The organism is Geodermatophilus sp. URMC 60, assembly GCF_053502585.1.
This window is the reverse complement of record NZ_CP199958.1, coordinates 1,769,524-1,794,968: the sequence shown is the minus strand read 5'-3', so window position 1 is coordinate 1,794,968 and position 25,445 is coordinate 1,769,524. Positions and strand designations below refer to the sequence as shown.

Genomic DNA, 25,445 nt, shown 5'->3' with positions numbered 1-25,445 from the left:
GACAGAGCACCCCGGGGCGCAGCTCCGACGAGCGTCAGCGAGGAGAAGCCGTGACCCTTGCGTCCGTCGAGCAGATGGTCGGCATGGCCCCTGCCGCCGCGCAGACCGCCGTCCTCCCCGCCGTGCGGGAGCGGTCGGACATGCCGGGCCTGCGCAAGGCCGCGGTCTTCATCGCCCAGCTCTCCAAGGAGGAGGCCGGCGCGCTGCTGGCGAAGCTCCGCCCGCGGGAGGTCGAGCTGGTGACCCGCGAGCTGATGAAGATCGGCTCGGTCGAGCCCGACGACGTCGACGGCGTCCTCGACGAGTTCCACCAGCTCATGACCGCCCAGCGGTTCGTGGGGCGGGGCGGCGTCGAGTTCGCCCGCGAGATCCTCGCAGCCGGCCTCGGTGAGGACAAGGCCGACGGCATCCTGTCCCGGCTCAACGTCGTCTACACCGAGGTGCCCTTCGCCTCGCTGCGCAACGCCGACGTCCGCCAGCTGGTCACCTTCCTCAAGGACGAGCACCCGCAGGTCATCGCCCTGGTGCTCGCCCACCTGACCGCCGCCCAGTCGGCCGAGGTGCTCTCCGGCTTCGCCCCGGAGCAGCAGGCCGCGGTGGCGCACCGCATCGCGACCATGGACCGCACCTCCCCGGAGATGGTCCGCCTGGTCGAGGAGGAGCTCGGCCGCCGGATGGGCTCGCTGCTGGCCCACCAGGACATGAGCACCGTCGGCGGCGTCGAGACCCTCGTCGAGATCATCAACCGCTCGCCCCGGCCGACCGAGCGCTCGATCCTCGAGTGGCTCGACAGCACCGACCCGGAGCTGGCCGAGCAGGTCCGCGCCCAGATGTTCGTCTTCGAGGACATAGTCACCATCGACGACCGCTCGCTGCAGCTGGTGCTGCGCGAGGTCGAGGCCAACGACCTGGCGACCGCGCTGAAGGGCGTGCGCCCCGACGTCCGCGACAAGGTGGTCCGGAACCTCTCCGAGCGCGCCGCGGAGAACCTCGCCGAGGAGATCGAGCTGCTCGGCCCGGTCCGCACCCGCACGGTCGAGGAGGCGCAGGCCAAGGTCGTCGGTGTCATCCGCACCCTCGAGGAGCAGGGCGTGCTGACCATCTCGCGGGGCGGTGAGGACGATTTCGTCGCGTGAGTCGTCGGCGCGGGAGTCCGCGCTGCTGCGCGGCGGCACCGCCGCGCAGGCCGCACCGCGCGCTCCCTACACCCGCGCGGTGCCGGTCCCGCCCCAGCCGACCGGCGAGCGGCGGACGACGGTCCGCCGCGCGGCCGACGTGCCGGTCCCCGGCGGCCGGACGTCGTTCCGGCTCGGCGACGTCTACGCCGAGGAGCTGGCCCGGCTGCGCGAGCACGCCCGCCAGGAGGGCTACGCCGCCGGCCACGCCGAGGGCAGCAAGGCCGCCGGCGCGGTCGTCGCCGAGGCCGAGCGCGCCGCCGAGGCGCGCCTGGCCGAGGTGCAGGCCCGGTGGGAACGTCGGATGGTCTCGGCCACCGCGGCGCTCGGCGCGGCGGTCACCCAGCTCGAGCAGGCCGCCCTGCCGGTCGCCGAGGACGTCCGCGACTCGGTCATCACGATCGTGCTGACCCTCGTCGAGGACGTGCTGTGCCGCGAGCTCGCGCTGGCCGACTCCCCCGTCGTGGACGCCGTCCGCCGGGCGCTGACGCTGCGCCCGGCCGACGCGCCCACCGTCGTCCGGCTGCACCCCGACGACCTCGCCGAGCTGCCCCCCGAGGCGCTGGCCGAGCTGCCGGACACCGTCCGGGTCGTCGGCGACCTCTCCGTCGAGCGCGCAGGCGCCGTCGCCGAGACCGGTGCCACCCGCGTCGACGCCCAGCTGGGGGCCGCGCTGGAGCGCGTGCGGGCGGTGCTGGCGCCGTGACGCTGGGCCTGCTCGACCGCGCCCGCGCGGCTGCCCGCCCGCAGGTGACCGGCTCGGTCGTCGGCGCGATGGGCCTGACCCTCTCCGTCGAGGGCGTCGTCGCCGCGGTCGGCGACCTCGTGGAGATCAACCCGTCGCCGCACGGCGGCCTGCTCGCCGAGGTGGTCGCCGTCTCCCGGGAGCGGCTGACCTGCATGCCTCTGGGCGAGCTCTCCGGCGTGCACGCCGGCGCCCGGGTGCGCGCCACGGGCATGCCGCTGCAGGTCCCGGTCGGCGAGGCGCTGCTCGGCCGGGTCCTCGACGGCCTCGGGCGGCCGGTGGACGGCGGCCCGCCGCTGGCCCGGTCGCTGGAGTGGGTGGACCTGGCCAGCGAGACGCCGCACGCCCTCACGCGCACCCGCGTCGAGGAGCCGCTGACCTCCGGCGTCCGCGTGCTGGACACGATGGTGCCCCTCGGCAAGGGCCAGCGACTGGGCATCTTCGCCGGCTCCGGCGTCGGCAAGTCGACGCTGCTGGCCCAGATCACCCGCGGCACCGACGCCGACGTCCGGGTCATCGGCCTGATCGGCGAGCGTGGCCGCGAGGTGCGCGAGTTCCTCGAGGAGAACCTCGGCGAGGAGGGCATGGCGCGCACCGTCGTCGTCGTCGCCACCTCCGACGAGCCCCCGCTGGTGCGGCTGAAGGCGGCGTTCGTGGCCACCCGGATCGCCGAGGGCTTCCGCGACCAGGGCCGCGACGTGCTGCTGATGATGGACTCGATCACGCGCACCGCGATGGCCCAGCGGGAGGTCGGCCTGTCAGCGGGCGAGCCGCCGGCGACCCGCGGCTACCCGCCGAGCGTCTTCGCGATGATGCCCAAGCTGCTGGAGAAGGCCGGGACGGCGTCGGTCGGCTCGATCACCGGCCTCTACACCGTGCTGGTGGACGGCGACGACCACAACGAGCCCATCGCCGACACCGCCCGGTCCATCCTCGACGGGCACGTCGTCCTCACCCGCAAGCTCGCGACCGCCGGCCACTTCCCGGCGATCGACGTGCTGGAGTCGATCTCCCGCGTGGCCACCGCGGTCGTCCCGCCGGCGCAGATGGCCGACGCCCGCGAGGTGCGCCGGCTCCTGGGCGCGCTGCGCGACGTCAAGGAGCTCATCGAGATCGGCGCCTACCAGGCCGGGACCGACCCGCTGGTCGACCGCGCCCGCCAGCTGGCGCCGGCCATCGAGTCGTTCCTGCAGCAGCCCACCGGCGAGCTCACCGCCGCCGGCGAGTCGTGGGTGTGGCTCAACCGCATCGTGAGGTCGGCATGACCTCGGCCGGCCGGTGAAGCGGGCCGCCTTCCGGCTGCAACCGGTCCTCGAGCTGCGGCGCACGGAGGAGCGCGCAGCCGCGCTGGCCGCGGCCGAGGCCGCTCGCGCCGCCGCCGACGCCGACCGTCGCGCGACCGAGGCCGAGGCCGCGGTCGCCGCGGTGCTGCCCACGGGCCCGGTCACCCCCGGCGCCTTCGCCGCCGCCATGGTGCTCGGCCGGCTGGCCGCCGAGGACGCTGCCGCGGCCCGGGCGCTGGCGACCGCGTCCGCCGAGCAGGCCGAGCTCGTCCGCGCGGCGTGGACATCGGCCGCACAGCGCACCAAGGGGCTCGAGCGGCTGCGAGAACGACACCTCCAGGCGGTGCGACTGGCCGAGCAGGCTGCCGAGGAGAGGACCGTGGACGACCTCGTCACCGGCCGCTCCGGCCGCCGCACCCGCACCGACGGGGAGGCGGCGTGGACGGACTGACCGCGGTGCAGTCCCGGATCAGCGAGATCCAGGCCCGCTTCCTCACCGCGCCCCGCCCGGCGGCCTCCGCCGACTGGACCGCGGCCGCCACCGCCGCCGGGCTCACCGGCACCAGCGCCACCTCCGCGACGAGCACCGGCACGGCCAGCAGCGCCTCGGAGAGTGCCGTCGTCACCGAGGCGCGCAGGTACCTCGGCGTCCCGTACCTGTGGGGCGGCACCGACCCGGCCAAGGGCCTGGACTGCTCCGGCTTCACCAAGCTCGTCTACGGCAACCTCGGCATCGACCTGCCGCGCACCTCCTCGCAGCAGGCCACCGCGGGGACCGCGGTCGCCTCGCTGGCCGAGGCCCGCCCCGGCGACCTGGTGTTCTTCGACCACTCCTCGGGCCGTCCCGGGATCGACCACGTCGGCATCTACGTCGGCGACGGCAAGATGATCGCCGCCCCGCAGGCCGGCGAGGTCGTCAAGGTCCAGGACGTCGGGAACCCGTCGGTCATCCGCCGGGTGCTGCCGGCCCAGTCCACCTCCGCCGCCGCGCCGGGTGCGCCGTCGGCCGCGTCGCTGTCCGGCGTCCCGTACGCCGACCTGTTCACCCGGGCCGGCAGCCGGCACGACGTCGACCCGGCCCTGCTCGCCGCGGTCGCGCAGCAGGAGTCCGGCTTCGACGCCTCGGCGGTCTCCCCCGCCGGCGCGCAGGGCCTCATGCAGTTCATGCCGGCCACCGCCGAGGGCCTGGGCGTCGACCCGTTCGACCCGGCCTCGGCCGTCGACGGTGCGGCCCGCTACCTCGCCGACCTGACGGAGCAGTTCGGGTCCACCGAGCTGGGCCTGGCCGCCTACAACGCCGGGCCCGGCACCGTCCGACGCCACGGCGGCATCCCGCCCTACTCCGAGACCCAGGACTACGTGCGCAACGTGATGAGCAAGGCAGCGGCCCTCCGATGACGACGCCCCTGGGAACGGCTGCGCCGGCGCCCGCACCTGCCGCCGCGAGCTCGGCCGCGACCGACGCCCCCGGCGGCGCGGAGCGCTTCGCCTCCGCCCTCGACGACGCGGTGTCGCGCGGGCAGGACGGCCCCCGTGGCCAGGAGCGCGCCGCGACGAGCGAGGAGACCCCCGCCGGGTCGGCTCCCGAGGCCCCGGACGCCCCGGACGGCGAGCAGCCCGTGATCGAGCCGGCCGTCTCCGGCGCCGGCATGCCCCCGAGCCTGTGGGCGCTGCTCACCGGGATCGGTCCGGGCGCGACCGGACCGGCGGACGCCGTCGGGCACGCGGCCGCCGGCTCCGCGGTCGTGGAGGCGTCTGCCGCCGCCGGTCCCGCGACCGCACCGCCCGTGGCACCCGTTGCCGCGCCGTCCGTGCCACAGGACGGCGTCCCCGCGGCGGTGCCGCCCACCGGAGTGCCCGCGCCCGGCACGACCGGGCTCCCGGCCGCCGCGGTCCCCGTCCCGGACGCCCCGGCAGCCGACGCCGTCCTGTCCGGCACCCCCGTGCCGACCCCGGCGACCGCCACCGCCGACCCGCTCCCGGGGATCACCGTCGTGCTCGCCGGTGCGGACACGCCCGTGACACCGACGGCGCCGGAACTCGCGGCCCCCGACAGCGTCGTCCCGCTCCCCCGACCCGCCGCCGCCCCGGCTCCGGCCGACGGCGCGGGCACCGACACCGGCTCGGCTCCCGACCAGGACGCCCCGCCCGCTCCACCCCCACCCCCGGCCCCCGGTGCCGCCGCGACCGTCGCGACCGCCGCGACGGCCGCGACGGGAGCCCCGGCCGTTCCCACGGCGACGCCGGCCGCGACCGCCGCACCGGCCACCCCGCCGGCACCGGCACCGCCGGTCGCCGGTCAGGTCGCGCAGCAGGTCGCCGTCCTGCGCACCGGCCCGGACGGCACGCACACCATGACCGTGGTGCTCACCCCCGAGACCCTCGGGCCGGTCGAGGTCCAGGTGACCCTGAGCCAGGGCTCGGTGGACCTCACGCTGAAGAGCGCCACCGAGGCCGGCCGCGCCGCGCTGCTCGACGCCCTGCCCGATCTGCGCCGCGACCTGGCCGGCGCCGGCCTGACCTGCACCAACGCCTCGGTCGACCGGGACGCCGGAGCGTCGTGGGCCTCGGCCCAGCAGCAGGCCGCCGGCGACCGGGCCGGCCAGCACGGGCAGCCCGACGGCCGCAGCCGGCCGTGGCTGCGCGGCGCCGAGGCCGACCCGGACCGCCCCGCCCCCGGGACCACCGCCACCCCGTCGTCCGGCCTGGACGTCCGGGTCTGAGAGGAGCGACCGATGACCAGTCCCCTTGCCGGGGTGGGCGGCGCCGCCACCGCACCGGCCACCAGCACGGTGACCCGCACCGACCAGATGGGCAAGGACGTGTTCCTGCAGCTGCTGGTCGCCCAGATGCGCTACCAGGACCCGAACAGCCCGGCCAGCACCACCGAGTTCATGTCGCAGACGGCGACCTTCACGCAGGTGGAGAAGCTCGAGGAGATCGCCGCGCAGAACGCCTCACTGGTGGCGCTGCAGCGCTCGCTGTCCGCCGGTGCCCTCGTCGGCCACACGGTGAGCTACACCGACGGTGCCGGCGCCACGGTCACCGGCACCGTCGGCTCGGTGAAGATCACCGGCGACGAGCCCAGCGCCGTCGTCGGCGGCGTCGACGTCCCGCTCGGCCGGCTCACCGAGGTCTCGCTGCCCGCCACCCGCTGACCCGCAGTCCCCCCGGCGATCTCCGCGGAGATCGCCGCCCCTCCCGGCCGTCCCCCTCCTGAGGAGCCCCTTCCCATGCTGCGTTCCATGAACTCCGCGATCGCCGGTCTGCGCGCCCACCAGACCAAGCTCGACGTCACCGGCAACAACATCGCCAACGTCAACACCGTCGGCTACAAGAGCAGCACGACCGTCTTCGAGGACACGCTGTCCCAGGTCATGCGCAACGGCTCCGCACCGACGGCGCAGGCCGGTGGCACCAACCCCGCCCAGGTCGGTCTCGGCGTGAAGGTCGCCGGCATCACGACGAACTTCGAGCAGGGCTCGGCCCAGAACACCGGCCGCTCGACCGACTTCATGATCAGCGGCGACGGGTTCTTCGTCACCCAGGCAGGCAACGAGCAGCTCTACACCCGCGCCGGGTCGTTCAGCTACGACGCCGCGGGCAACCTGGTCACCCCGGACGGCGCGATGCTGCAGGGCTGGATGGCCGACGACGGCGTCGTGAACACCAACGGCCCGATCCGCCCGCTGAGGGTCCCGTTCGGTGACGTCATGCAGCCGACCGAGACCGACAACGGCGCCGTCGTCGGCAACCTGTCCAGCGCGGCGGCCCCGAACACCGGCGTGCAGACCCAGATGACGATGTACGACGCCCTCGGGACGCCGCACCAGATCAGCCTGTCGTTCACCAAGACCGGCGACAACACCTGGGAGGTCGTCGCCCGCGACGAGAACGACACCGTCCTCGCCAGCACCGCCGACCCGCTCGTGTTCGACCCGGTCGAGGGCACCCTCCCCACGGCGTCGCGGACCTTCCAGATCACGCCGGACGCCTCCATGGCCGGCAGCTGGCCGGGCACCATCACCATCGACCTGGCCGACCTCCGCCAGTTCGGCGGCCCCTCCGGGCTCACGCCGGCGCGGGTGGGCGGCAACGCGATGGGCAGCCTGCAGTCCATCTCGCTCAGCGGCGACGGCACCGTCATGGGCGTCTACTCCAACAACCTGCGCGAGCCGATCGGCAAGCTGGCCCTGGCCACCTTCGCGAACCCCGCGGGCCTGGCGAAGGCCGGCAACAGCTCCTTCCGGGTCGGCGACAACTCCGGGCAGCCGGCCATCGGCGAGCCCGCGGGCGGTGGCCGCGGCACGCTCATCGCCGGCGCGCTGGAGATGTCCAACGTCGACCTGGCCGAGGAGTTCACCGGGCTGATCGTCGCCCAGCGCGGCTTCCAGGCGAACAGCCGCGTCATCACCAGCTCCGACGAGGTCCTGCAGGACCTCGTCAACCTCAAGCGGTAAGGACCTCCCTCCTCCCCACTCGTAGAAGGATCCCGTCCTCCCCACCCCTCGCACGCTCGGGGCGGTGCCCTGGACGGGGTCGGCGGGCCCCTGGAGGGAGGCCGCGCGGCCCGGTCCCCGCACTGCGGGGGCCGGGCCGCCGTCGTCGGGGCGCCCCGGCGTCCACGCAGGTCACACCCCTCACCCCCGGGGGTGAGGCGGCCTGTTCGGCTCAAGGCGGGCCCGCGCCAGGCCGAAGACAACGACAGACCGGCGACCCCGCGAGCGGTCGCCGTCATCCCCTCCCCGACCGAGCAAGAGGACCTCCCGTGATCCGTGTGACGCGCCTGAACGGAGAGCGGTTCGCGCTCAACCCCGACCTCGTCGAGCGGGTCGAGGGCCATCCCGACACCGTCGTCTTCCTGGTCGACGGCACCAAGTACATCGTCACGGAGAGCGTGGAGGAGGTGCTCGTGGAGATCCGCGAGTACCGCGCCAGCATCCTGGCCACCGCCTACGAGATGGACCGTGGCACCTACCGCACGCCGTCCCGGACGGAGGAGGTCGACGGGAACGCCGCCGTCGTCCCCTTCCCGGCCCGCGAGGAGCGCTGACCCGTGGATCCGGCCACCCTGATCGGGTTCGTCGTCTCGCTCGTCGCGCTCCTGATCTTCATGATCATGGAGGGTGCCGACCCGACGTCGCTGCTCTTCATCCCCGCGATCATCCTCGTCATCGTCGCCACCTTCGGCGCGGCGATGTCCAGCCAGACGATGGACGACCTCAAGAAGCTGCCCGCCTGGTTCAAGATGGCCGTGATGCCGGCCAAGGTCCCGCCGGCCACCGAGCAGATCCAGACCCTGGTGAGCCTCGCCGAGAAGGCCCGCAAGGAGGGCCTGCTCGCGCTGGAGGCGCAGGTCAAGGCGATCGAGGACCCGTTCCTCAAGCGCGGCCTGCAGATGGGCATCGACGGCACCGACCCCGAGGAGCTGCGCGCCGTCCTGGAGAGCGAGATCTCCGCCAAGAAGGCGGAGGACAAGGTCGCCGCCAAGTTCATGAACGCGATGGGCGGCTACGCCCCGACCATCGGCATCGTCGGCTGCATCGTCGGCCTCATGAACGTGATGGGCAATCTCAGCAACCCGGAGTCGCTGGGCCCGATGATCGCCGCGGCGTTCGTCGCGACGCTGTGGGGCGTCATGGCCGCGAACTTCTGGTTCCTGCCGATGGGCGCCAAGATCCTGCGGGTCAGCGAGCTGCAGGCCGCGCAGATGGAGCTCCTCGTCGAGGGCATCACCGAGATCCAGGCCGGCACCAGCCCGCGCGCGGTCCGCCTCAAGCTCAACTCCCTCATCCCGCCGAGCGAGCTGGCCAGGGAGGCCGCGTGAGCGAGCTCGCGAGCCCACCCGGGGAGGCGCTGTGAGTTCGGGCGGCCACGGTGGCCGCCGGCGCGGCAAGAAGCACGAGGAGGAGGAGCACGAGAACCACGAGCGGTGGCTGGTGTCCTACGCGGACATGATGACGCTGCTCCTCGTGCTGTTCGTGGTCCTCTACGCGATGAGCCAGGTCGACCAGCAGAAGTTCGCGGCGCTGGCCAAGGGCCTGGCGGCGAGCTTCGGCGGCCCGATCACCGTGCAGCCGGGCGCGACGCCGGAGGGCTCGGTGCTCGACGGCCTGCCCGGGGCGATCGACATCGCCTCGGCCATCGCCCCGGAGGAGACCGTCGCGCAGGCGGAGGTCGACGCCGCTGCCGCGCAGGCCGCGCTCGCCGAGGCCCAGCAGGTCGCCGCCGAGGCCCGGGCCGAGTACCAGGAGCTCTCCGAGGTGCGGGAGCAGATCGAGGCCGCACTGGCCGCCGCCGGCCACGCCGGCGCGGCCCGCTTCGAGATCGACGAGCGGGGGCTGGTCGTGCACATCGTGGCCGACCAGGTCCTGTTCGACGCCGAGCAGGCGGTGCTGCGGCCCGAGGGCCGGCAGATCCTCGACGCCATCGCCCCCACGCTGCGCGACCTGCCCAACTCCCTCGGCGTCGAGGGCCACGCCAACCACCTGCCGGTCACCCCCGGCGGGCCGTGGCCGTCGAACTGGGAGCTGTCGGCCTACCGCGCGACCACCGTCGTCCGGTACCTGACGACCGACGGCGTCCCGGGCGCCCGGATGGTCGCCAACGGCTACTCCGACACCCGGCCGCTCGTCCCGCCGACGGACCCGAACTCCATCTCCGTCAACCGCCGCGTCGACGTGGTGGTCCTGTCCGACGCCTCCGCCGAGGCCAAGGAACTGCTCCCCGGACTCGACGCCGGGACACCTGACGCCGGCACCCCTCAGGAGGAGACCCATGGCTGACAAGAAGAAGAAGGACGAGACCCCCGAGGACGACGAGGCCAAGGGCGGCGGCAAGAAGAAGCTCCTCCTCATCGGCCTGGTCGCATTGCTCGCGGTCGCCGGCGCCGCGTACTTCTTCCTGTTCGCCGGCAGCGGGGAGGCCGAGGCGGCCGCGGAGCCCGAGCACGGCGGCTACACCGCGCTGGAGCCGGTCGCGGTCAACCTCGCCGGTGGCGGCTACCTCAAGATCGGCATCACCCTGGAGTACACCGCGGCCGCCGCCAGCGGTGGGCACGGCAGCGGCGGCGTCGACGGGTCCAAGGCCCTCGACCTGCTGATCTCGACCTACTCGCAGGCCCAGCCCGCCGACGTCGTGGGCGCCCGCGACGCGCTGAAGGAGGCCCTCGAGCACAAGATCGTCGAGGCCTACACCGAGGACGGCGTCCCGATGGTCATGCACGTCTACCTCACGGAGTACGTCACCCAGTGACCACGGGGGCACACCCTCGGTGAGCCTCTCTCGCCCCACCTGTCACACCCGTCCGCCCTGACCGGCAGCGTCCCGCGCCGCCGGTCAGGGCGGACTCGTTCCCCGCCGATGAACCAGTGCGTGACCCGCCCCGAGAACGGACCCGCCCGCACCGGGCGCAGCCGCCGCGGCGAACCCCGCACCTACGACTTCCGCCGCCCCACGAAGCTCTCCCGGGAGCACGTGCGGGTGCTGCAGATCGCCCAGGAGGCGTTCGCCCGGCAGACGACGACGGTCCTCACGACCATGCTCCGGGCCGGCGCGCGACTGGAGCTGCTGAGCATCGAGCAGCACTCCTACGACGACTACGTCGCCTCGTTGCCGGACCCCTGCTTCCTCGCGACCTTCACGATCGAGCCGCTGGCCGGCAAGGGCGTGCTGGCCTACCCGCTCCACATCGCGATGGCCGCCGTCGACCACATGCTCGGCGGCTCGGGGTCGGCCGACCAGCCCGACCGGCCGATGACGGTCATGGAGACGGCGATCACCAACCACCTGCTCGGCCGGCTGCTGCAGGAGTTCGCCGCCTCCTTCTCCCACATCATCGAGCTGCAGCCCGAGCTCAGCGAGATCGAGTACAACCCCCAGCTGGCGCAGGCCGCCGCCGGCTCCGACACCGTGATGGTGGCCTCCTACACCATGGGGATCGGCAGCCGCACCGGCGAGGCCACCCTGGTGCTGCCCTTCTCCTCTTTCCAGGTGCCGCTGAACAACGCCGCCTCGCCACAGCTGTCGGAGTCGGCCCAGGCCAAGCGGCGCCGCGCCTTCGAGGCCCTCAACGAGCGGCTCACCCAGGTGCCGGTGGACGTCGGTGTGCGGTTCACGCCGCTCGAGGTCTCCTCCGAGGACCTGCTCTCCCTCGCGGTCGGTGACGTGCTGCTGCTGCGCCACCCGCAGGACGCCCCGCTCGAGGTCACCACCAACGACGTGACCTTCGCGTACGCGATCGCCAGCAACCACCGCCGCCGGCTGGCCGCCGCCATCGTCCCCATCCCGGCTTCCCAGACCCCAGCCCAGAAGGACACCGCATGACCGCCACCGTGGACCACTCGCAGGCATCCGAGACCGTGATCGCCGTCGTGGCCTCCGCCGCCCGGGCCGCGGCCGCGCTGGTGCCGGCGACGGCCGAGCTCGTCCCCGGGGCGCCGGTCAGCGACCCCGACGCCGTCCTCGCGCCGGCCACGGCCGCCGCCGCGGTCGCCGCGCGGCTGTCCGGCGAGGTCAGCGGGGACGTCGTCCTCGTCCTCTCCGCCGAGGTCGTCGACGCCCTCGCCAACTCCCCCGTGGGCCCGATGGACGTCGCGACCGCGCTGCGCCCGGCGCTCGAGGCCGCCGCGGCCACGCTGGGCCGGGTGCGCGTCGACGCCGAGCGCACCGAGGACCCGGACACCGCGATGGACGGGCTGCGCGACAAGGGCATGTTCGTCGCCGTCCCGCTGCTGGCCGGGGACGGCACCGTCGAGGCGGTCTTCGCGCTGCAGGTGACGCTGCCGCAGGCACGCGCCCAGCGCGGCAGCCTGGACCTGCTGCGGCACGTGGCCATGGAGGTCACCGTCGAGATCGGCCGCACCCGGATGACCGTCGGCGAGCTGCTCTCGCTGCACCCCGGCGAGGTGGTCGAGCTCGACCGCGCCGCCAGCGCCCCGGCGGACCTCCTGGTCAACGGCACCCTGATCGCCCGCGGCGAGGTCGTCGTCGTCGACGAGGACTTCGGCCTGCGGATCAGCGAGATCGTCACCGACGCCGCCTCCGAGATCGGAGCCCAGTAGGCATGACCGACCTCGCGAGGTCATGGGCAGACACCGCACGCCTCCGCACGGGGGCGACGAGCGCCGGCGAGGAGTCACCGTGACGTGGATGGTCATCCGGCTGGTGCTCTCACTGGCCTTCATCGGCTTCGTCCTCTGGTTCGCCGCGCGGGTCGCGCAGAAGCGCGGCCTCGGCCAGGGCAACGGCCTCATCGAGGTGGTCGCCCGGCAGCGCATGGGACGGGCCAGCAGCGTCAGCGTCGTCCGCATCGCCGGCCGCGTGCTGGTCGTCGGCTCCACCGAGGAGCAGGTCACCCTGCTCGCCGAGGTGGACGGGGACGTCGTCGACGAGGCGATCGCCGAGCGACGGCTCGCCGTCGCGCAGCCGGCCGGGGCCGGCGCCCCCGGCGCGCTCGCCGGCTCGGTGTTCGACCGCAACGGGTGGACGACGTTCGTCTCCCAGCTGCGGGAGCGGACGGTCCGCCGCTGATGACCTCCTCCCCCGCTCCCGTCCGGGGCGTCCCGGTCGCCCGGCGCGTGGGGCTGGTGCTGCTGCTCGCGGCGCTGCTCGGCGTCGTGCTCGCGCTGCTGGCCGGCCCGGCGTCCGCCGCCCCGACCGCGCCGGTCGAGCCGACGGCCCCGACCGCTCCCGTCGTCCCCACGGTCGACGGCGGCGTGGACATCTCCATCGGCGGCGGCAGCCCCAGCACCTCGATCACGCTGATCCTCGCGATCACCGTGCTGTCGGTCGCGCCGGCGGTGCTGCTGCTGGCCACGTCGTTCACCAAGATCATCGTGGTGCTCTCCCTGACCCGGAACGCGCTGGGCATGCAGATGTCACCGCCCAACACCGTGCTCACCGGCATCGCGCTGTTCCTGACGCTGTTCGTCATGGGCCCGGTGCTGTCCGACATCAACGAGTCCGCCGTCCAGCCGTACCTGAACGGCGCCATGACGGTGTCGCAGGCCTACGACGTCGGTGTCGTCCCGCTGAGGGGATTCCTCCTCGACAACACCCGCGAGGACGAGCTGGCTCTGATGGTCGGGCTCTCCGGCGAGGAGGCCCCGACCGACGCCGCCGCGGTGAGCATGACGACGCTGGTCCCGGCGTTCGTGCTCTCCGAGCTCAAGAGCGCGTTCATCATCGGGCTGGTCGTCTTCATCCCGTTCCTGGTGCTGGACATGCTGGTCAGCGCCGCGCTCATGTCGATGGGCATGATGATGGTGCCGCCGGTGATCGTCTCCCTGCCCTTCAAGCTGCTGCTCTTCGTGGTGGTCGACGGCTGGGCGCTGATCACGACGGCGCTGGTGGGGAGCTACGGATGAGCGAGCTCGCGAGCTCGTCGACGAGCACAGCAGCGCCGCGGGCGGCGGCGACGAGCGCCGGCGAGGAGTCGTCGTGAGCGACGCCGACGTCACCGAGATCGCCGTCCAGACGATGCTGGTCGCTGCCAAGGTCGCCGCCCCGGTGCTGCTGACCGCGCTGCTGGTGGGTTTCCTCATCTCGCTGTTCCAGGCCGCGACGCAGATCCAGGAACCGACGCTCTCCTTCGTGCCGAAGATGATCGCGGTGGCGATCGCGCTGCTGGTCACGGGCAACTGGGTGCTCTCCGAGCTGGTGACCTTCACCCAGGGCCTGTTCGACTCGCTGCCCCGGCTGCTCGACCGGACGTAGCGACCGTGGACCTCGAGGTCCCGGCGGGCACCATGGCGGCGCTGCTGCTCGGCACCGCCCGCGCCGCCGGCTTCGTGCTGCTGGCCCCGCCGTTCAACTCCAAGAGCATCCCGGCCCCGGTGAAGGGGGCACTGGCGCTGGCCCTGTCGGTCGCGCTGATGACCCGCATCGCCCCGGGGCTGCCCGAGCCGACCACGGGTTTCCTCGTGGTCGGTGCGATCACCGAGGTCGCCATCGGCGCGGCACTGGGCTTCGTCGTCCACGTGCTGTTCGCCGCCGTCCAGTACGCCGGCGACCTCATCGACCTCACCGGCGGCTTCTCCCTGCAGCCGGCGTACGACCCGCTGTCGATGACGACCAGCTCCTCGGTCGGCCGGCTGCACTACCTGCTGGCGACGACCCTGCTGTTCACCAGCGGCGGCCACCTGCTGATCGTGCGCGGCTTCGCCACCTCCTACGAGGGGATGCCGGTCGGCGGGTCGGTGCCCACCGAGCAACTGGCGCAGGTGCTCATCACCGCGCTGTCGATGATGTTCCTGGCCGCGCTGCAGATCGCCGGGCCGATGGTGGCGGTGCTGCTGCTCGCCGACGTCGCGCTCGCGCTGCTGTCCCGCGCCGCACCCGCGCTGAACATCTTCTCCTTCGGCTTCCCGGTGAAGATCCTGCTGACGATGACCCTGCTGGGTCTGACCTTCCCCCTGCTGCCCCCGGCCCTGGACTCGCTGCTCGAGCACGCGGCCCGGGCGATGGTCTCCCTCCGGAGCGGGTGACGGTGGACGGGTGTCGAACGCCGCCGTCCCCCCGGCGAGCCCGCACGGCTGCGCCCTCCCCCGCGTGCGGGACCGCCGGTCCCGCCCGTCCCGGGAGGAGGTGAGCTGTGGCCAAGGACGGACCGGGTGGGGAGAAGACGGAGGCCCCCACTCCCCAGCGCCTCAAGAAGGCGCGCAAGGAAGGGCAGATCCCGCGGACCCAGGAGCTGGGCACGTGGGTCGGCGCCGCGGCGGCGAGCTTCCTGCTGCCGATGCTGGTGCGCAACGCCTTCGACGAGGTCGGCCGCATGTTCGTGCAGGTCGGCGTGGTCGTGGACGACCCGGGGATCGAGAAGGTCACGGCCCTGTTCGGCCAGGCGCTGAGCACCTTCGTCACCGTCGTCCTGCCGATGGCGGTCGCCCTCATGGTCGTCGGCGTCGCCGCGTCCGCCGTCCAGGGCGGTGTGCACGTCACCGGCAAGCCGATGAAGCCGACGCTGAAGAAGCTCAACCCCTTCCCGGGGATCAAGCGGATGTTCGGCACCCACGGGCTCTGGGAGGCGACCAAGGCGGTCATCAAGACCGCGGCCCTGGGCACCGTCGTGGTGGTCACCAGCGACAGGGCCCAGGAACTGGTGTCGTCGGCAGGGGCGCTGCCGCTCTCGGCGATCACCGCGACCTTCACCGACTCCGCCGTCCTCATGATCCGCGTCGTGGCGGTCACCGGCCTGGTGATCGCCGTCGCCGACTACGTCGTCGTCCGCCGGCAGACGATGCAGAAGCTCAAGATGACCAAGTACGAGATCCAGCAGGAGCACAAGAACTCCGAGGGCGACCCGCACGTCAGGGCCCAGCGCCGGGCCACGCAGATGGCGATGTCGCGCAACCGGATGATGGCCGAGGTCGCCACCGCCGACGTCCTGCTGGTCAACCCCACCCACGTCGCCGTCGCGCTCAGGTACGAGGCCGACCGCGGCGCCCCGCGGGTGGTGGCCAAGGGCGCCGACGAGGTCGCCGCCAAGCTGCGCGAGCGGGCTGCGGAGGCGCGGGTGCCGCTGGTGCAGGACGTCCCGCTGGCCCGCGCGCTGCACGCCTCGTGCGAGCTCGGCCAGGAGGTGCCCGCGCAGCTGTTCACCGCGGTCGCGCGGGTGCTGGCGTTCGTCATGCAGCTGTCGGCCCGCGGCGTGCGCGGCGGCTTCCACCGGCCCGGCTTCGCCGCGCCGGACGTGGAGGGACTCCCCCGGGCAGGCGCCCGCCGCTGACAGCGGACCCTCCTGCCCCCGCACCCTCTTGCAGGGTCCCGCCGCGAGCTTGCGCGTGGCGGGGGCAAGAGGGTCCTTCCACTCCAGGAGGGCCGGCGGGGCGGCCGGGACGGGCGTGACGGCTGGGACGGACGGCGGTGCCCCGGGGTGGGCGCTCTGCCGATGAGGGGTCCGTGCAGAAACTGACGAAGGCCGCCGTCCCGATCGGCGTGGTGGCCATCGTCCTCATGCTGGTCGTGCCGCTGCCCGCCGCGGTGCTGGACCTGCTGCTGGGCCTGAACATCACCGCCTCGCTGCTGATCCTGCTGGTCTCCATGCAGATCAAGCGGCCCCTGGACTTCGCCGTCTTCCCGTCGCTGATCCTCATCGCGACGCTGTTCCGGCTGGCGCTCAACGTCTCCTCGACGCGGCTGGTGCTGACCGACGGCTACGCCGGCAAGGTCATCGAGGCCTTCGGGCACTTCGTGATCGGCGGCTCGCTGATCGTCGGCCTGGTGATCTTCGTGATCCTGACGATCATCCAGTTCGTCGTCATCACCAACGGTGCCGGCCGCGTCGCCGAGGTCGGCGCCCGCTTCACCCTCGACGCCATGCCCGGCAAGCAGATGGCGATCGACGCCGACCTCAACGCGGGGCTGATCAACGAGAAGCAGGCCCGCAGGCGGCGCACCGAGGTCACCGCCGAGGCCGACTTCTACGGCTCGATGGACGGTGCATCGAAGTTCGTCAAGGGCGACGCCATCGCCGCCATCATCATCACGCTGATCAACCTGATCGGCGGGATGGCCATCGGCGTCGTGCAGCTGGGCATGGCCCCGGCCGACGCCGTCTCGACCTACTCGCTGCTGACCGTCGGCGACGGCCTGGTCTCCCAGATCCCGGCGCTGCTGCTGTCCACCGCGACCGGCATCATCGTCACCCGCTCGGCCTCCGACGGGGACATGGGCTCGGACCTGCTCGCCCAGCTGGGCCGCTTCCGGCAGCCGGTGCGGATCGCCGGCGGCGCGTCCCTGGCGCTGTGCCTGATCCCCGGCCTCCCGAAGCTCCCGTTCCTGCTCATCGGCGGGCTGTTCCTGCTGATGGCCGCTCGCATGCAGGACACCGTGGACGTCGACGAGGACGCCGACCCGCAGGCCGCCGTGGACGACGAGCCGAAGCCGGACTCCCCCGAGGCGATCGCCGAGAAGATGCGGGTGGACCCGCTGGAGCTCGAGGTGGCCTTCGACCTGGTCGACCTGGTGGACGCCTCCCGCGGCGGCGACCTGCTCGACCGGGTGAAGGCGCTGCGCCGGAAGGTCGCCATGGAGACCGGGCTGGTCATCCCGCTGGTGCGCACCCGGGACAACCTGGACCTGCCCGCCTCGCAGTACGTCATCTGGCTCAACGGCGTGCCGGCGGCCAAGGGCACCTCGCCCGCCGGCACGGTCCTGGCGATCGGCGACATGCTCGACGGTCTGCCCGGCCGGGCCACCCGCGAGCCGGTGTTCGGACTGCCCGCGAAGTGGGTGCCCGTCGAGCTGCAGCGGCAGGCCGAGATGGCCGGTGCCACCGTCGTCGACCGCTCCTCGGTCATCACCACCCACCTGGCCGAGGTCGTCCGGCAGAACGCCGCCGACCTGCTCGGCCGGGAGGACGTGCGGCTGCTGGTCGAGATGGTCAAGCGGACCCACCCGATCGTCGTCGAGGAGCTCACCCCGACGCTGCTCACGCTGGGCGAGATCCAGCGGGTGCTGCACGGGCTGCTCGAGGAGAACGTCTCCATCCGCGACCTGGTGCGCATCTTCGAGGCGCTCTCGGTCCGGGCGAAGGTCTCCACCGACGTCGACGGCCTGGTAGAGGCCGCCCGGGCGGCGCTCGGGTCGGCGATCAGCCACCCCTACGTCACGGCCGACGAGCGGCTGCACGTCATGACCCTCGACCCGGCGTTCGAGCAGCGCCTGCTCGAGGCCGTGCGGCAGAGCGAGGGCGGTCAGGTCCTGGCCCTGGACGCCGGCACGGTCGACGCGCTGGTCAACGGCTGCTCCGGCCTGCTGACCGACGCCGAGGGGCTCGGGCTGGCCCCGGTGCTCGTGTGCTCGCCCCAGGTCCGGGCCGCGCTGTCCCGGCTGATGCGTCAGGTCCTTCCCCGCCTGCCGGTGATCTCCTACACGGAGGTCTCCCGCACGGCCCAGATCGAGTCACTGGGAGTGGTGAACGGTGCCGTTGCCGTCCGTTGAGGCCGCCTCCCGCGAGGGCGCTATCGCCGCCGCGCGGGAGAAGTACGGCTCGTCCGTCCGGATCGTCGGCATCCGCCGCGTCCGCACCGGTGGGGTGATGGGCTTCTTCACCACCGAGCGCTTCGTCGCCGAGGTGGAGGAGGCCGCCCCGCCGCCCGTCGTCGAGCGCCGGCCCGCGTCGAAGGCCGAGTCGATGGCCCGCATCGAGGCCGCGCTGCGCCGCGACCCGGTGCTGCCCGACCCGGTCGACGAGGTCGCCGACCTGCTCGGCGGCGCCGGCCAGCCCTCCGTGGGGCTGTACTCGCGGACCTCCGCGCCGCGCGCCGCCCGTCCGGCTGCGGCGAAGGGCTTCCGCAAGACCCCGGCTCCGGCTCCCGGTGCTCCGCCGGCGCCGGCGCCGACCCCGGCCCCGGCTGCTCCCGTGGTGGACGACGCCGCGCTGCCGCCCTCGCCGTTCACCGCGGCGCTGGCGCAGATGGTGGCCCGGGACGTCGACGTGCGCGGGGCCGTGGACGAGGCGGTCGCCGCCGTCGCGGCCGCCGCACCCGCCCCGGCCGCCGCACCGGCTCCCCCGCCCGCCCGACGTGCCGCGCCGGCCCCCGCGCCCGTCGCCGCTGCGGCTCCGTCTCCCGCCCCCGCGGCTGCTGCGCCGGCGCCCGCTCCCGCGCCGGCGCGCGTGGTCCCGCCGGCGCCCGCCGCTGCCCCAGCGCCCGCGGTGGCCGTCCGGTCCGAGGACCACGACCACCACGAGGACCACGACGACCACGAGGACCGCGACGACCACGAGGACCACGACGCGGGGCTCGACATCCTCTGGGGCTCGGCTCCCACGCCCGCCCCTGCTGCTGCGCCGGCCCCCGTCCCGCCGGCCCCGACCCCGCGGCCCGCCCCCGCTCCGCAGCCGGTCGCTGTCGCCGTCCCGCCGGTGCCGGCCGCGGCGCCGCAGCCCGAGCCGGTCGCCGTGCCCGAGTGGGTGCACGAACCCGACTTCAGCACCGGGCCGATCACCTCCCGCGAGGAGGCGATCGCCGAGGTGCTGCGCGCGGCGCTGGCGCACGACACGTCCGACGCGGCGCTGACCCAGCTGCTGCGCGGCGTGCTGGCCGGCCCCTCGCCGGCCGAGCACGAGGCCGCCGCCGACGACGCATGGGGCGACGCCTTCCCCGAGGCCCACACCGCCGAGATCCCGGTGTGGGTCGACGCGACCGCCGAGGCCGACGAGTGGGAGGTGGAGGCCGCGGTCCTCGCGCCGACCGCCAGCGACCCGGCTCCGCTGCCCCTGCCCGCCGACGCCACCACGATCCTGCCGCCGCTGTCCCTGCTGCCGCCGCCGGCGCCCGGTACCGCACTGGCCGTTCCGCCGCTGCTCTCCCGCCCGCCGGTGCCGCCGGCCATCGGCCGCGCCCCGGGGCAGTCGGTCGCCCGGGTGGCGCCGCCGAGCACGGAGGCGCGCCTGGCCACCGTGACCCGCCTGCCGGTGGACAAGCGCGCTGCCGCCTGGCGCCGGTCCGCGCCGATGGTGGTGCCGTCGGTCCGCGGGCGGTCGACGTCCGGCGGGAACAGCGGCCCGCGGCCCGGTGCGGCCGAGGACGCCCTGATCGTCCGGCTCCTCGAGCTCGGCGTGCCGGAGCGGCTGCTCGGCGAGGACTTCGCCGTGCAGGTCGCCCGGCTCGGCGCCTACGCCGCGCTGACCCGAGCACTGGTCGCCGGCCTGCCGGCCGCTCCCGAGCTGCCCTCCGGGGCGGGCGAGGTGCTGCTGGTCGTCGGTCCGGGCGTCGAGACCCTCGCCGCCGCCCGCGCGCTGGCCGCCTCGCTGCGGCTGGATGCCGAGCAGCTGCAGTGGGCCTCCCGCGGCGACCTGGCCGCCCTCGCCCCGCGCGGCAACCGGATCACCAGCATCGACACCGCCCTCGAGCGCAAGCAGGAGGCGGACCGGTCCAGCGCGCTGACGATCGTCGCCGTCGACGTCCCGCTGCGCACCGGTGGGGGCGCCTGGCTGGAGCAGATGGTCGCGGTGTTCGCGCCGGTCGGCGTGTGGGCGGTCGTCGAGGCCACCCGCAAGCCCGAGGACGTCGGCCCGTGGCTGGACGCACTCCCTCGCGTGGACGCGCTCATGGTCCAGGACACCGACCTGACCGCCGACCCGGCCGCGGTGCTCAGCCGTACCTCCACGCCCGTGGCCCTCCTCGACGGTGCGCGGGCGACCGCGCACCGCTGGGCCTCGCTGCTCTGCGAGCGACTGGAGAGCTCGGGGGCATGAGCCCGCTGCGCTGGGACGTGCTGGCCGTGTCCTTCCTCCTGGCTCTGCCGGTGCTCGCCCTCGGTCTGCGCGGCGACCTGGGCACGCACGACGTCGTCACCCGGCTGCCGTGGTGCCTGGCGGCGGGCTGGGGTGTGGTGGCGCTGCTGCGCTGGACCACCACCCTCTTCCCGTCGGCCTCCTCCCCCGACGACGAGGACCCCGACCCCGCCGCTCCCTGACCCCCGGCGCTGGTCGCCTCACTGCGCCGCCACCCATCGCCGGGGTTCCCCGTGCACTGCCGGTCCTGCAGGACCCGCGATGCACGAGGAACCCCGGCAAGGGACGCGGGACGGGTCAGCGCGGGAGGTCCTCCAGCATCTCGGTGACCAGCGCGGCGATCGGCGAGCGCTCGGACCGGGTCAGCGTCACGTGCGCGAACAGCGGGTGTCCCTTGAGCTGCTCGACCACCGCGGCGATGCCGTCGTGCCGGCCGACCCGCAGGTTGTCGCGCTGGGCGACGTCGTGGGTGAGCACCACCCGCGAGCCCGAGCCCAGCCGCGACAGCACGGTCAGCAGCACCCCGCGCTCGAGCGACTGGGCCTCGTCGACGATCACGAAGGAGTCGTGCAGCGACCGCCCGCGGATGTGGGTCAGCGGCAGCACCTCGATGAGGTCGCGGGAGGCGATCTCGTCGAGCACGTCCTTGGAGACCAGCGCGCCCAGGGTGTCGTAGACCGCCTGCGCCCAGGGCGACATCTTCTCGCCCTCGCTACCGGGCAGGTATCCGAGCTCCTGGCCCCCGACGGCGTACAGCGGGCGGAAGACGACGACCTTCGAGTGCGCCCGCCTCTCCATCACCGACTCCAGGCCCGCGCACAGGGCCAGCGCCGACTTGCCCGTTCCGGCCCGCCCGCCCAGCGAGACGATGCCGATCTCCGGGTCCAGCAGCAGGTCCAGCGCGATCCGCTGCTCCGCGGAGCGGCCGTGCAGCCCGAAGGCCTCGCGGTCACCGCGCACCAGCCGCACCTGCTTGTCCGGCGTCACGCGGCCCAGCGCCGACCCGCGCGAGGACAGCAGCACCAGCCCGGTGTGCGCGGGCAGCTCCGCGGCGGCCGGTGCGTACACCTCGCCGTCGTCGTAGAGGGCGGCCAGCTCGGCGTCGTCGATCGAGACCTCGGCCATCCCGGTCCAGCCGGCGTCGACGGCGTCCAGCGCCCGGTACTCGTCGGTGTCCAGGCCCACCGCCGCGGCCTTGACCCGCAGCGGCACGTCCTTCGTGATCAGGCAGACGTCGGCGCCCTCGGCGCGCAGGTTCAGCGCCACGACCATGATCCGGCTGTCGTTGCTGTCGTTGCGGAAGCCGGCCGGCAGCACCGACGGGTCGCTGTGGTTGAGCTCGACGTGCAGCGTGCCGCCCTCGTCACCGACGGGGACCGGGGCGTCGAGCCGGCCGTGCTGCACCCGCAGGTCGTCGAGCAGCCGCAGCGCCTGCCGGGCGAACCAGCCCAGCTCCGGGTGGTTGCGCTTGTCCTCCAGCTCCCCGATCACGACGAGCGGGAGGACCACGTCGTGGGCGCCCATGCGCAGCAGCGCACCGGGGTCGGAGAGCAGGACGGAGGTGTCGAGGACGTACGTGCGGCGAGTGGTCACGGTCGACTCCCGTTGGGGCGCGGGACGCGCCCCGGCTCGAAGGTGGCCGGGCCCCGGCCGAGGGGCCGGGTACCGGCCCCCCTGGTCGACGAGTTCGTCAGCACCAACCGGGCCTCCCGTGGACGGCGAGGTGAGCCCGCCCTCCACAGCGGACGTTAGGCCCGGGAGGTGACAGGAACATGTCGAGGAGGGGGCGTGTCCCCCCTTCGGGGCACCTCTGGCACCAGCCGTCTCAGCGACGACCGCGCGGCCGGACGGCGACCAGCACCCACACCAGCGGCACCAGCAGGACCGGCCACTGCAGCCTCAGGTCACCCAGCCACCACAGCCCCCCGACCAGCAGCACGGCCAGCCACCCCGCCGTCCACAGGCCCAGGTCCCGGGCCTCCTCCGGACTGCGCCGCGCCATGTCACCCCCCGCCCGTCATCCCCACCCGTCTGCTCAGCCGGCCCGCAGCTCGCCGGCGACGGCGGCCGGGGTGAGGGGCTCGTCGAGCAGCCGGACGAAGCGGTCGGCGACCGGCTGGTCGGCGGGGCGGGCGTCCAGCCACCGCGACAGCAGGTCGAAGCCCTCGACGTAGGTGGTGGTGTAGGCCCGCCACAGCGGGTGGGTGAGGAAGCGCAGCTGCTGGCGGGCACGGTCGCCGCTGACCAGCGACCAGCGCTGGATGTAGGCGGCCGCCTCGTCGGCGGAGGCGCCGCGGTCGTGCAGCAGGACGGCGGCGTCCTGGCGCACCCGGTTCAGCGGCGCGGCAGCCGCGGAGATGCGCTCGGCCAGGTGCCCGTCGAAGTGCAGCCCGAGATCGGCGAGCACCTCCGCCGCCCACGGACCCCAGCCGTTCCCGATGGCGGCCTGCACGCCGAGGTCGGCGAGCCCCTCGGCCATGAGGCACTCGGGGGTGTTGACCAGGAAGACGGTGTGCTCGAGCCGGGCGCCGCGCTCCACCAGGCCCAGCTCCTTGCGGCAGTGCTCGGTGTGGTGCCCGGGATAGGACTCGTGGGCCACCAGGTGGGGCAGCTGACCCAGCCGGTGCGGGAGGTCGGCGTTGATCGCGACGCGGGAGCGGTAGTCCCCCTCGTAGTAGTTGAAGCCCGACCACGGCTTGTCGGTCACGACCTCGTAGCGCACCGTCTCCACCTCGGGCAGCCCGTACTCGGCGCGCACCCGGTCGCGCAGCGCGCTGGACAGGGCGTGCACCGCCTCGGCGAGCCGCTCGGGCGGGCACTCCTCCCGGCGCCGGTGCGCGGCGTAGCGGTCGGCCAGCGGGCCGCTGCCGGGCAGCAGGGTGTCGAGCTCGGCGTGCGCGGCGGCATAGGCGGCCGGGTCGCCGAGGGTGAGGTCGACCTGGAAGTAGCTGCGCACCTCGTCGAGGAAGGACACCGGCTCGCCGGCCATCTTCCGGGCGGTGCACTCCAGGCCGGTGAGCTGCCCGCGGAGGAACGCGGCGCGGTCGGCCGGCAGGTCGGCCGACGCCAGCTCGGCCACCAGCGCGCGGGCCTGGTCGCGCAGCCCCTGCGGTGTGGGCGCCGGCTCGTCCTCCACCGCGGCGCGGAGCCGCCCGTCGCCGGTGTAGGCGTCGACGAAGCCGGATTCGAGCCGGTCGAAGCGCAGCCCGAGCCGCACGTACTCCAGGGGGACGTCCAGCGCGCGGGCCATGGCCAGCAGTTTCTCAGCCGCCGAAGCGCCGGTGCCGGGCGGCGTAGGCGCGCAGCGCCCGCAGGAAGTCGACGCGGCGGAAGTCGGGCCAGTAGACGTCGGTGAAGTGGAACTCCGAGTGGGCGGTCTGCCAGAGCAGGAAGCCCGAGAGCCGCTGCTCCCCGCTGGTGCGGATGACGAGGTCGGGGTCGGGCTGGCCGCGGGTGTAGAGGTGCTCGGCGATGTGCTCGACGTCGAGGACGCCCACCAGCTCGTCCAGCGTCGTCCCCCGCTCTGCGTGCTCGGCCAGCAGCGAGCGGACGGCGTCGGCGATCTCCCGCCGTCCGCCGTACCCGACGGCGAGGTTGACCGTCGCGCCCGGCCGGTCGCGCGTGTCCTCGGCGGCCTGCTTGAGGACGGCGACCGTCTCGGCGGGGAGCAGCTCCAGGGCACCCACCGGGCGCAGCTGCCAGCGCCGGTGCGGCGCGGCGAGGTCCTCGGCGACGCCCTCGATGATCCGCAGCAGCGGCACCAGCTCGGGCTCGGGGCGGGACAGGTTGTCGGTGGAGAGCAGGAACAGGGTGACCACCTCGACGCCGGCCTCGTCGCACCAGCCGAGGAAGCCGGCGATCTTGTCCGCGCCGTGGCGGTGGCCGGCGTTGGGGTCCTCCAGACCGATCGCCCGCGCCCACCGCCGGTTGCCGTCGACGATCACCCCGACGTGCCGCGGGATCGCCGCTCCCTCGAGCGCCCGGGCCAGCCGGCGTTCGTAGACCTGGGTGAGGACGTCGCGAGCCCACTGCCGCATCCCCACGGTGGGTCACAGTAGGCCCACTCCGCGAGGTCGCGCGCACCCGTGCCTGACCTGCGCGAAGGTCCGCAGGAGTGCCGGGGAGCTCACATCCCGGTCCCGTCGCCGCGCTCCCTACGGGTGCGTAACCTCGCCGCATGAGCGTCCCCCACAGCGAGGGCGAGACCGTCCGCGTCGAGGCCGACGGCGCCCAGCTCGAAGCGCCTCCCGGCCCGGCGGTGGCCACCGTCCTCCAGGAGGGCGAGCAGGTCGAGCGGACCTGGACCGCCGAGGACTTCGGCGACCGCGACTGGGACCACCCCGACACCCGGCCGCGGATGCGCGGCTGGCTGCACCTGTTCTCCTTCTTCGGCGCGATCGTCGCCGGGGCCGTGCTCATCCCGCTGGGCTCGGTGCTCGGCGCCCGCGCCGGCTTCTCCGTCGCCGTGTACTGCGTGACGATCTGCGGCCTGTTCGGGATCAGCGCGCTCTACCACCGGCGGCGCTGGTCACCGCGCGGCTGGAAGATCATGAAACGGCTCGACCACTCGATGATCTTCCTGTTCATCGCGGGGACGTACACACCGTTCGCCCTGCTGGCGGTCGACCAGCCGACCGGCTACTGGGTGCTCGCCGGAGTCTGGGCCGGTGCGCTGGCCGGCGTCTTCCTCAAGCTCACCTGGCCGACCGCGCCGCGGTGGGTCGGCGTGCCCCTCTACATCGGGCTGGGCTGGGTCGCCGTCTTCATCCTCACCGACATCCTGCACATCGCCGGTGTGACCTCGCTGGTGCTGCTGGCCGTCGGCGGCGTGCTCTACACGCTCGGCGGGGTGGCCTACGCGATCAAGAAGCCCAACCCCTGGCCCGGCGTCTTCGGCTACCACGAGGTCTTCCACGCGATGACCGTCGTGGCCGCGATCTGCCACTACATCGCCGTCTACTTCGCGATGTACAACTCGCCGTTCGTCGGCTGAGCGGAGA

27 protein-coding genes are annotated in these 25,445 nt (G+C 74.0%); 23 read left to right on the top strand and 4 right to left on the bottom strand.

Annotation, left to right across the window (positions count from 1 at the left end; all coding sequences use genetic code 11):
* Positions 1-50: 50 nt before the first annotated feature.
* From fliG to ACWIX3_RS08510, 22 genes are all read left to right on the top strand, one after another.
* Positions 51-1,136 (top strand): flagellar motor switch protein FliG, encoded by a 1,086-nt coding sequence (fliG, locus tag ACWIX3_RS08615; protein ID WP_448611657.1) that lies wholly within the window; start codon positions 51-53, stop codon positions 1,134-1,136.
* Positions 1,114-1,881, top strand: a complete 768-nt coding sequence (locus tag ACWIX3_RS08610) for a FliH/SctL family protein (protein WP_448611656.1) — start codon at positions 1,114-1,116, stop codon at positions 1,879-1,881. The genes fliG and ACWIX3_RS08610 overlap by 23 nt, the downstream gene beginning before the upstream one ends.
* Positions 1,878-3,185: a FliI/YscN family ATPase gene (locus ACWIX3_RS08605; protein ID WP_448611655.1), complete on the top strand. Its 1,308-nt coding sequence runs from the start codon at positions 1,878-1,880 to the stop codon at positions 3,183-3,185. The genes ACWIX3_RS08610 and ACWIX3_RS08605 overlap by 4 nt, the downstream gene beginning before the upstream one ends.
* Positions 3,186-3,198: 13 nt before the next feature.
* On the top strand, positions 3,199-3,654 hold the full coding sequence (locus ACWIX3_RS08600) for a flagellar export protein FliJ (RefSeq protein ID WP_448611654.1): 456 nt from the start codon (positions 3,199-3,201) through the stop codon (positions 3,652-3,654).
* Positions 3,642-4,601: a transglycosylase SLT domain-containing protein gene (locus ACWIX3_RS08595; RefSeq protein ID WP_448611653.1), complete on the top strand. Its 960-nt coding sequence runs from the start codon at positions 3,642-3,644 to the stop codon at positions 4,599-4,601. The genes ACWIX3_RS08600 and ACWIX3_RS08595 overlap by 13 nt, the downstream gene beginning before the upstream one ends.
* Positions 4,598-5,926, top strand: a complete 1,329-nt coding sequence (locus ACWIX3_RS08590) for a flagellar hook-length control protein FliK (protein WP_448611652.1) — start codon at positions 4,598-4,600, stop codon at positions 5,924-5,926. Before ACWIX3_RS08595 ends, ACWIX3_RS08590 begins: the two co-directional genes overlap by 4 nt.
* Before the next feature lie 12 nt (positions 5,927-5,938).
* Positions 5,939-6,361 carry a flagellar hook capping FlgD N-terminal domain-containing protein gene (locus tag ACWIX3_RS08585; RefSeq protein WP_448611651.1) on the top strand — a complete coding sequence of 141 codons (423 nt, stop codon included), beginning with the start codon at positions 5,939-5,941 and terminating at the stop codon, positions 6,359-6,361.
* Between the two features lie 75 nt (positions 6,362-6,436).
* Entirely contained in the window at positions 6,437-7,663 is a 1,227-nt protein-coding gene (locus ACWIX3_RS08580) for a flagellar hook protein FlgE (RefSeq protein ID WP_448611650.1), read from the top strand.
* Positions 7,664-7,980: 317 nt separating this feature from the next.
* Positions 7,981-8,256, top strand: a complete 276-nt coding sequence (locus tag ACWIX3_RS08575; RefSeq protein WP_448611649.1) for a flagellar FlbD family protein — start codon at positions 7,981-7,983, stop codon at positions 8,254-8,256.
* A gap of 3 nt (positions 8,257-8,259) precedes the next feature.
* On the top strand, positions 8,260-9,030 hold the full coding sequence (locus tag ACWIX3_RS08570; protein ID WP_448611648.1) for a flagellar motor protein: 771 nt from the start codon (positions 8,260-8,262) through the stop codon (positions 9,028-9,030).
* Between the two features lie 31 nt (positions 9,031-9,061).
* Complete coding sequence (locus ACWIX3_RS08565; protein ID WP_448611647.1) at positions 9,062-9,988, top strand: flagellar motor protein MotB; 927 nt, start codon at positions 9,062-9,064, stop codon at positions 9,986-9,988.
* Complete coding sequence (locus tag ACWIX3_RS08560) at positions 9,981-10,457, top strand: flagellar basal body-associated FliL family protein (protein ID WP_448611646.1); 477 nt, start codon at positions 9,981-9,983, stop codon at positions 10,455-10,457. Before ACWIX3_RS08565 ends, ACWIX3_RS08560 begins: the two co-directional genes overlap by 8 nt.
* A gap of 120 nt (positions 10,458-10,577) precedes the next feature.
* A complete protein-coding gene (locus tag ACWIX3_RS08555) occupies positions 10,578-11,528 on the top strand; it encodes a flagellar motor switch protein FliM (protein ID WP_448611645.1) in 951 nt (316 codons plus the stop codon).
* Positions 11,525-12,265, top strand: a complete 741-nt coding sequence (gene fliN, locus ACWIX3_RS08550; protein ID WP_448611644.1) for a flagellar motor switch protein FliN — start codon at positions 11,525-11,527, stop codon at positions 12,263-12,265. The genes ACWIX3_RS08555 and fliN overlap by 4 nt, the downstream gene beginning before the upstream one ends.
* Positions 12,266-12,353: 88 nt before the next feature.
* Positions 12,354-12,734, top strand: coding sequence for a flagellar biosynthetic protein FliO (fliO, locus tag ACWIX3_RS08545; RefSeq protein ID WP_448612450.1), 381 nt, complete (start codon positions 12,354-12,356; stop codon positions 12,732-12,734).
* The gene (gene fliP, locus ACWIX3_RS08540; RefSeq protein ID WP_448611643.1) at positions 12,734-13,570 is read left to right on the top strand and encodes a flagellar type III secretion system pore protein FliP; all 837 of its coding nucleotides are present in this window, start codon (positions 12,734-12,736) and stop codon (positions 13,568-13,570) included. Before fliO ends, fliP begins: the two co-directional genes overlap by 1 nt.
* Positions 13,571-13,643: 73 nt before the next feature.
* Positions 13,644-13,919: a flagellar biosynthesis protein FliQ gene (gene fliQ / locus ACWIX3_RS08535; RefSeq protein WP_448611642.1), complete on the top strand. Its 276-nt coding sequence runs from the start codon at positions 13,644-13,646 to the stop codon at positions 13,917-13,919.
* 5 nt (positions 13,920-13,924) lie between these two features.
* Positions 13,925-14,689, top strand: a complete 765-nt coding sequence (gene fliR / locus ACWIX3_RS08530; RefSeq protein WP_448611641.1) for a flagellar biosynthetic protein FliR — start codon at positions 13,925-13,927, stop codon at positions 14,687-14,689.
* A gap of 107 nt (positions 14,690-14,796) precedes the next feature.
* On the top strand, positions 14,797-15,930 hold the full coding sequence (locus tag ACWIX3_RS08525) for an EscU/YscU/HrcU family type III secretion system export apparatus switch protein (RefSeq protein ID WP_448611640.1): 1,134 nt from the start codon (positions 14,797-14,799) through the stop codon (positions 15,928-15,930).
* A gap of 173 nt (positions 15,931-16,103) precedes the next feature.
* Entirely contained in the window at positions 16,104-18,146 is a 2,043-nt protein-coding gene (flhA, locus tag ACWIX3_RS08520) for a flagellar biosynthesis protein FlhA (RefSeq protein ID WP_448611639.1), read from the top strand.
* A complete protein-coding gene (locus tag ACWIX3_RS08515) occupies positions 18,127-20,406 on the top strand; it encodes a hypothetical protein (RefSeq protein WP_448611638.1) in 2,280 nt (759 codons plus the stop codon). Before flhA ends, ACWIX3_RS08515 begins: the two co-directional genes overlap by 20 nt.
* A complete protein-coding gene (locus ACWIX3_RS08510; protein WP_448611637.1) occupies positions 20,403-20,627 on the top strand; it encodes a hypothetical protein in 225 nt (74 codons plus the stop codon). Before ACWIX3_RS08515 ends, ACWIX3_RS08510 begins: the two co-directional genes overlap by 4 nt.
* Before the next feature lie 115 nt (positions 20,628-20,742).
* Here ACWIX3_RS08510 and ACWIX3_RS08505 read toward each other — a convergent pair whose 3' ends face one another.
* From ACWIX3_RS08505 to ACWIX3_RS08490, 4 genes are all read right to left on the bottom strand, one after another.
* A complete protein-coding gene (locus ACWIX3_RS08505) occupies positions 20,743-22,038 on the bottom strand; it encodes a PhoH family protein (protein WP_448611636.1) in 1,296 nt (431 codons plus the stop codon).
* 232 nt (positions 22,039-22,270) lie between these two features.
* Positions 22,271-22,447, bottom strand: coding sequence for a hypothetical protein (locus ACWIX3_RS08500; protein WP_448611635.1), 177 nt, complete (start codon positions 22,445-22,447; stop codon positions 22,271-22,273).
* A gap of 33 nt (positions 22,448-22,480) precedes the next feature.
* Complete coding sequence (locus ACWIX3_RS08495; protein WP_448611634.1) at positions 22,481-23,695, bottom strand: DUF885 domain-containing protein; 1,215 nt, start codon at positions 23,693-23,695, stop codon at positions 22,481-22,483.
* A gap of 13 nt (positions 23,696-23,708) precedes the next feature.
* Positions 23,709-24,482: an isoprenyl transferase gene (locus ACWIX3_RS08490; protein WP_448612449.1), complete on the bottom strand. Its 774-nt coding sequence runs from the start codon at positions 24,480-24,482 to the stop codon at positions 23,709-23,711.
* 140 nt (positions 24,483-24,622) lie between these two features.
* On the opposite strand from ACWIX3_RS08490, the gene trhA reads away from it, so the two are divergent.
* Positions 24,623-25,438 (top strand): PAQR family membrane homeostasis protein TrhA, encoded by an 816-nt coding sequence (trhA, locus tag ACWIX3_RS08485; protein ID WP_448611633.1) that lies wholly within the window; start codon positions 24,623-24,625, stop codon positions 25,436-25,438.
* The last annotated feature ends 7 nt before the right edge of the window (positions 25,439-25,445 follow it).

Bases quoted from the DNA above. Each gene is read 5' to 3' on its own strand.
- ACWIX3_RS08580 (WP_448611650.1), top strand. From the start codon at position 6,437: ATGCTGCGTTCCATGAACTCCGCGATCGCCGGTCTGCGCGCCCACCAG.
- ACWIX3_RS08500 (WP_448611635.1), bottom strand. From the start codon at position 22,447: ATGGCGCGGCGCAGTCCGGAGGAGGCCCGGGACCTGGGCCTGTGGACG.
- fliN (WP_448611644.1), top strand. From the start codon at position 11,525: ATGACCGCCACCGTGGACCACTCGCAGGCATCCGAGACCGTGATCGCC.
- trhA (WP_448611633.1), top strand. From the start codon at position 24,623: ATGAGCGTCCCCCACAGCGAGGGCGAGACCGTCCGCGTCGAGGCCGAC.
- ACWIX3_RS08510 (WP_448611637.1), top strand. From the start codon at position 20,403: ATGAGCCCGCTGCGCTGGGACGTGCTGGCCGTGTCCTTCCTCCTGGCT.
- ACWIX3_RS08490 (WP_448612449.1), bottom strand. From the start codon at position 24,482: ATGCGGCAGTGGGCTCGCGACGTCCTCACCCAGGTCTACGAACGCCGG.
- ACWIX3_RS08560 (WP_448611646.1), top strand. From the start codon at position 9,981: ATGGCTGACAAGAAGAAGAAGGACGAGACCCCCGAGGACGACGAGGCC.
- ACWIX3_RS08585 (WP_448611651.1), top strand. From the start codon at position 5,939: ATGACCAGTCCCCTTGCCGGGGTGGGCGGCGCCGCCACCGCACCGGCC.
- fliO (WP_448612450.1), top strand. From the start codon at position 12,354: ATGGTCATCCGGCTGGTGCTCTCACTGGCCTTCATCGGCTTCGTCCTC.
- ACWIX3_RS08495 (WP_448611634.1), bottom strand. From the start codon at position 23,695: ATGGCCCGCGCGCTGGACGTCCCCCTGGAGTACGTGCGGCTCGGGCTG.
- fliP (WP_448611643.1), top strand. From the start codon at position 12,734: ATGACCTCCTCCCCCGCTCCCGTCCGGGGCGTCCCGGTCGCCCGGCGC.
- ACWIX3_RS08590 (WP_448611652.1), top strand. From the start codon at position 4,598: ATGACGACGCCCCTGGGAACGGCTGCGCCGGCGCCCGCACCTGCCGCC.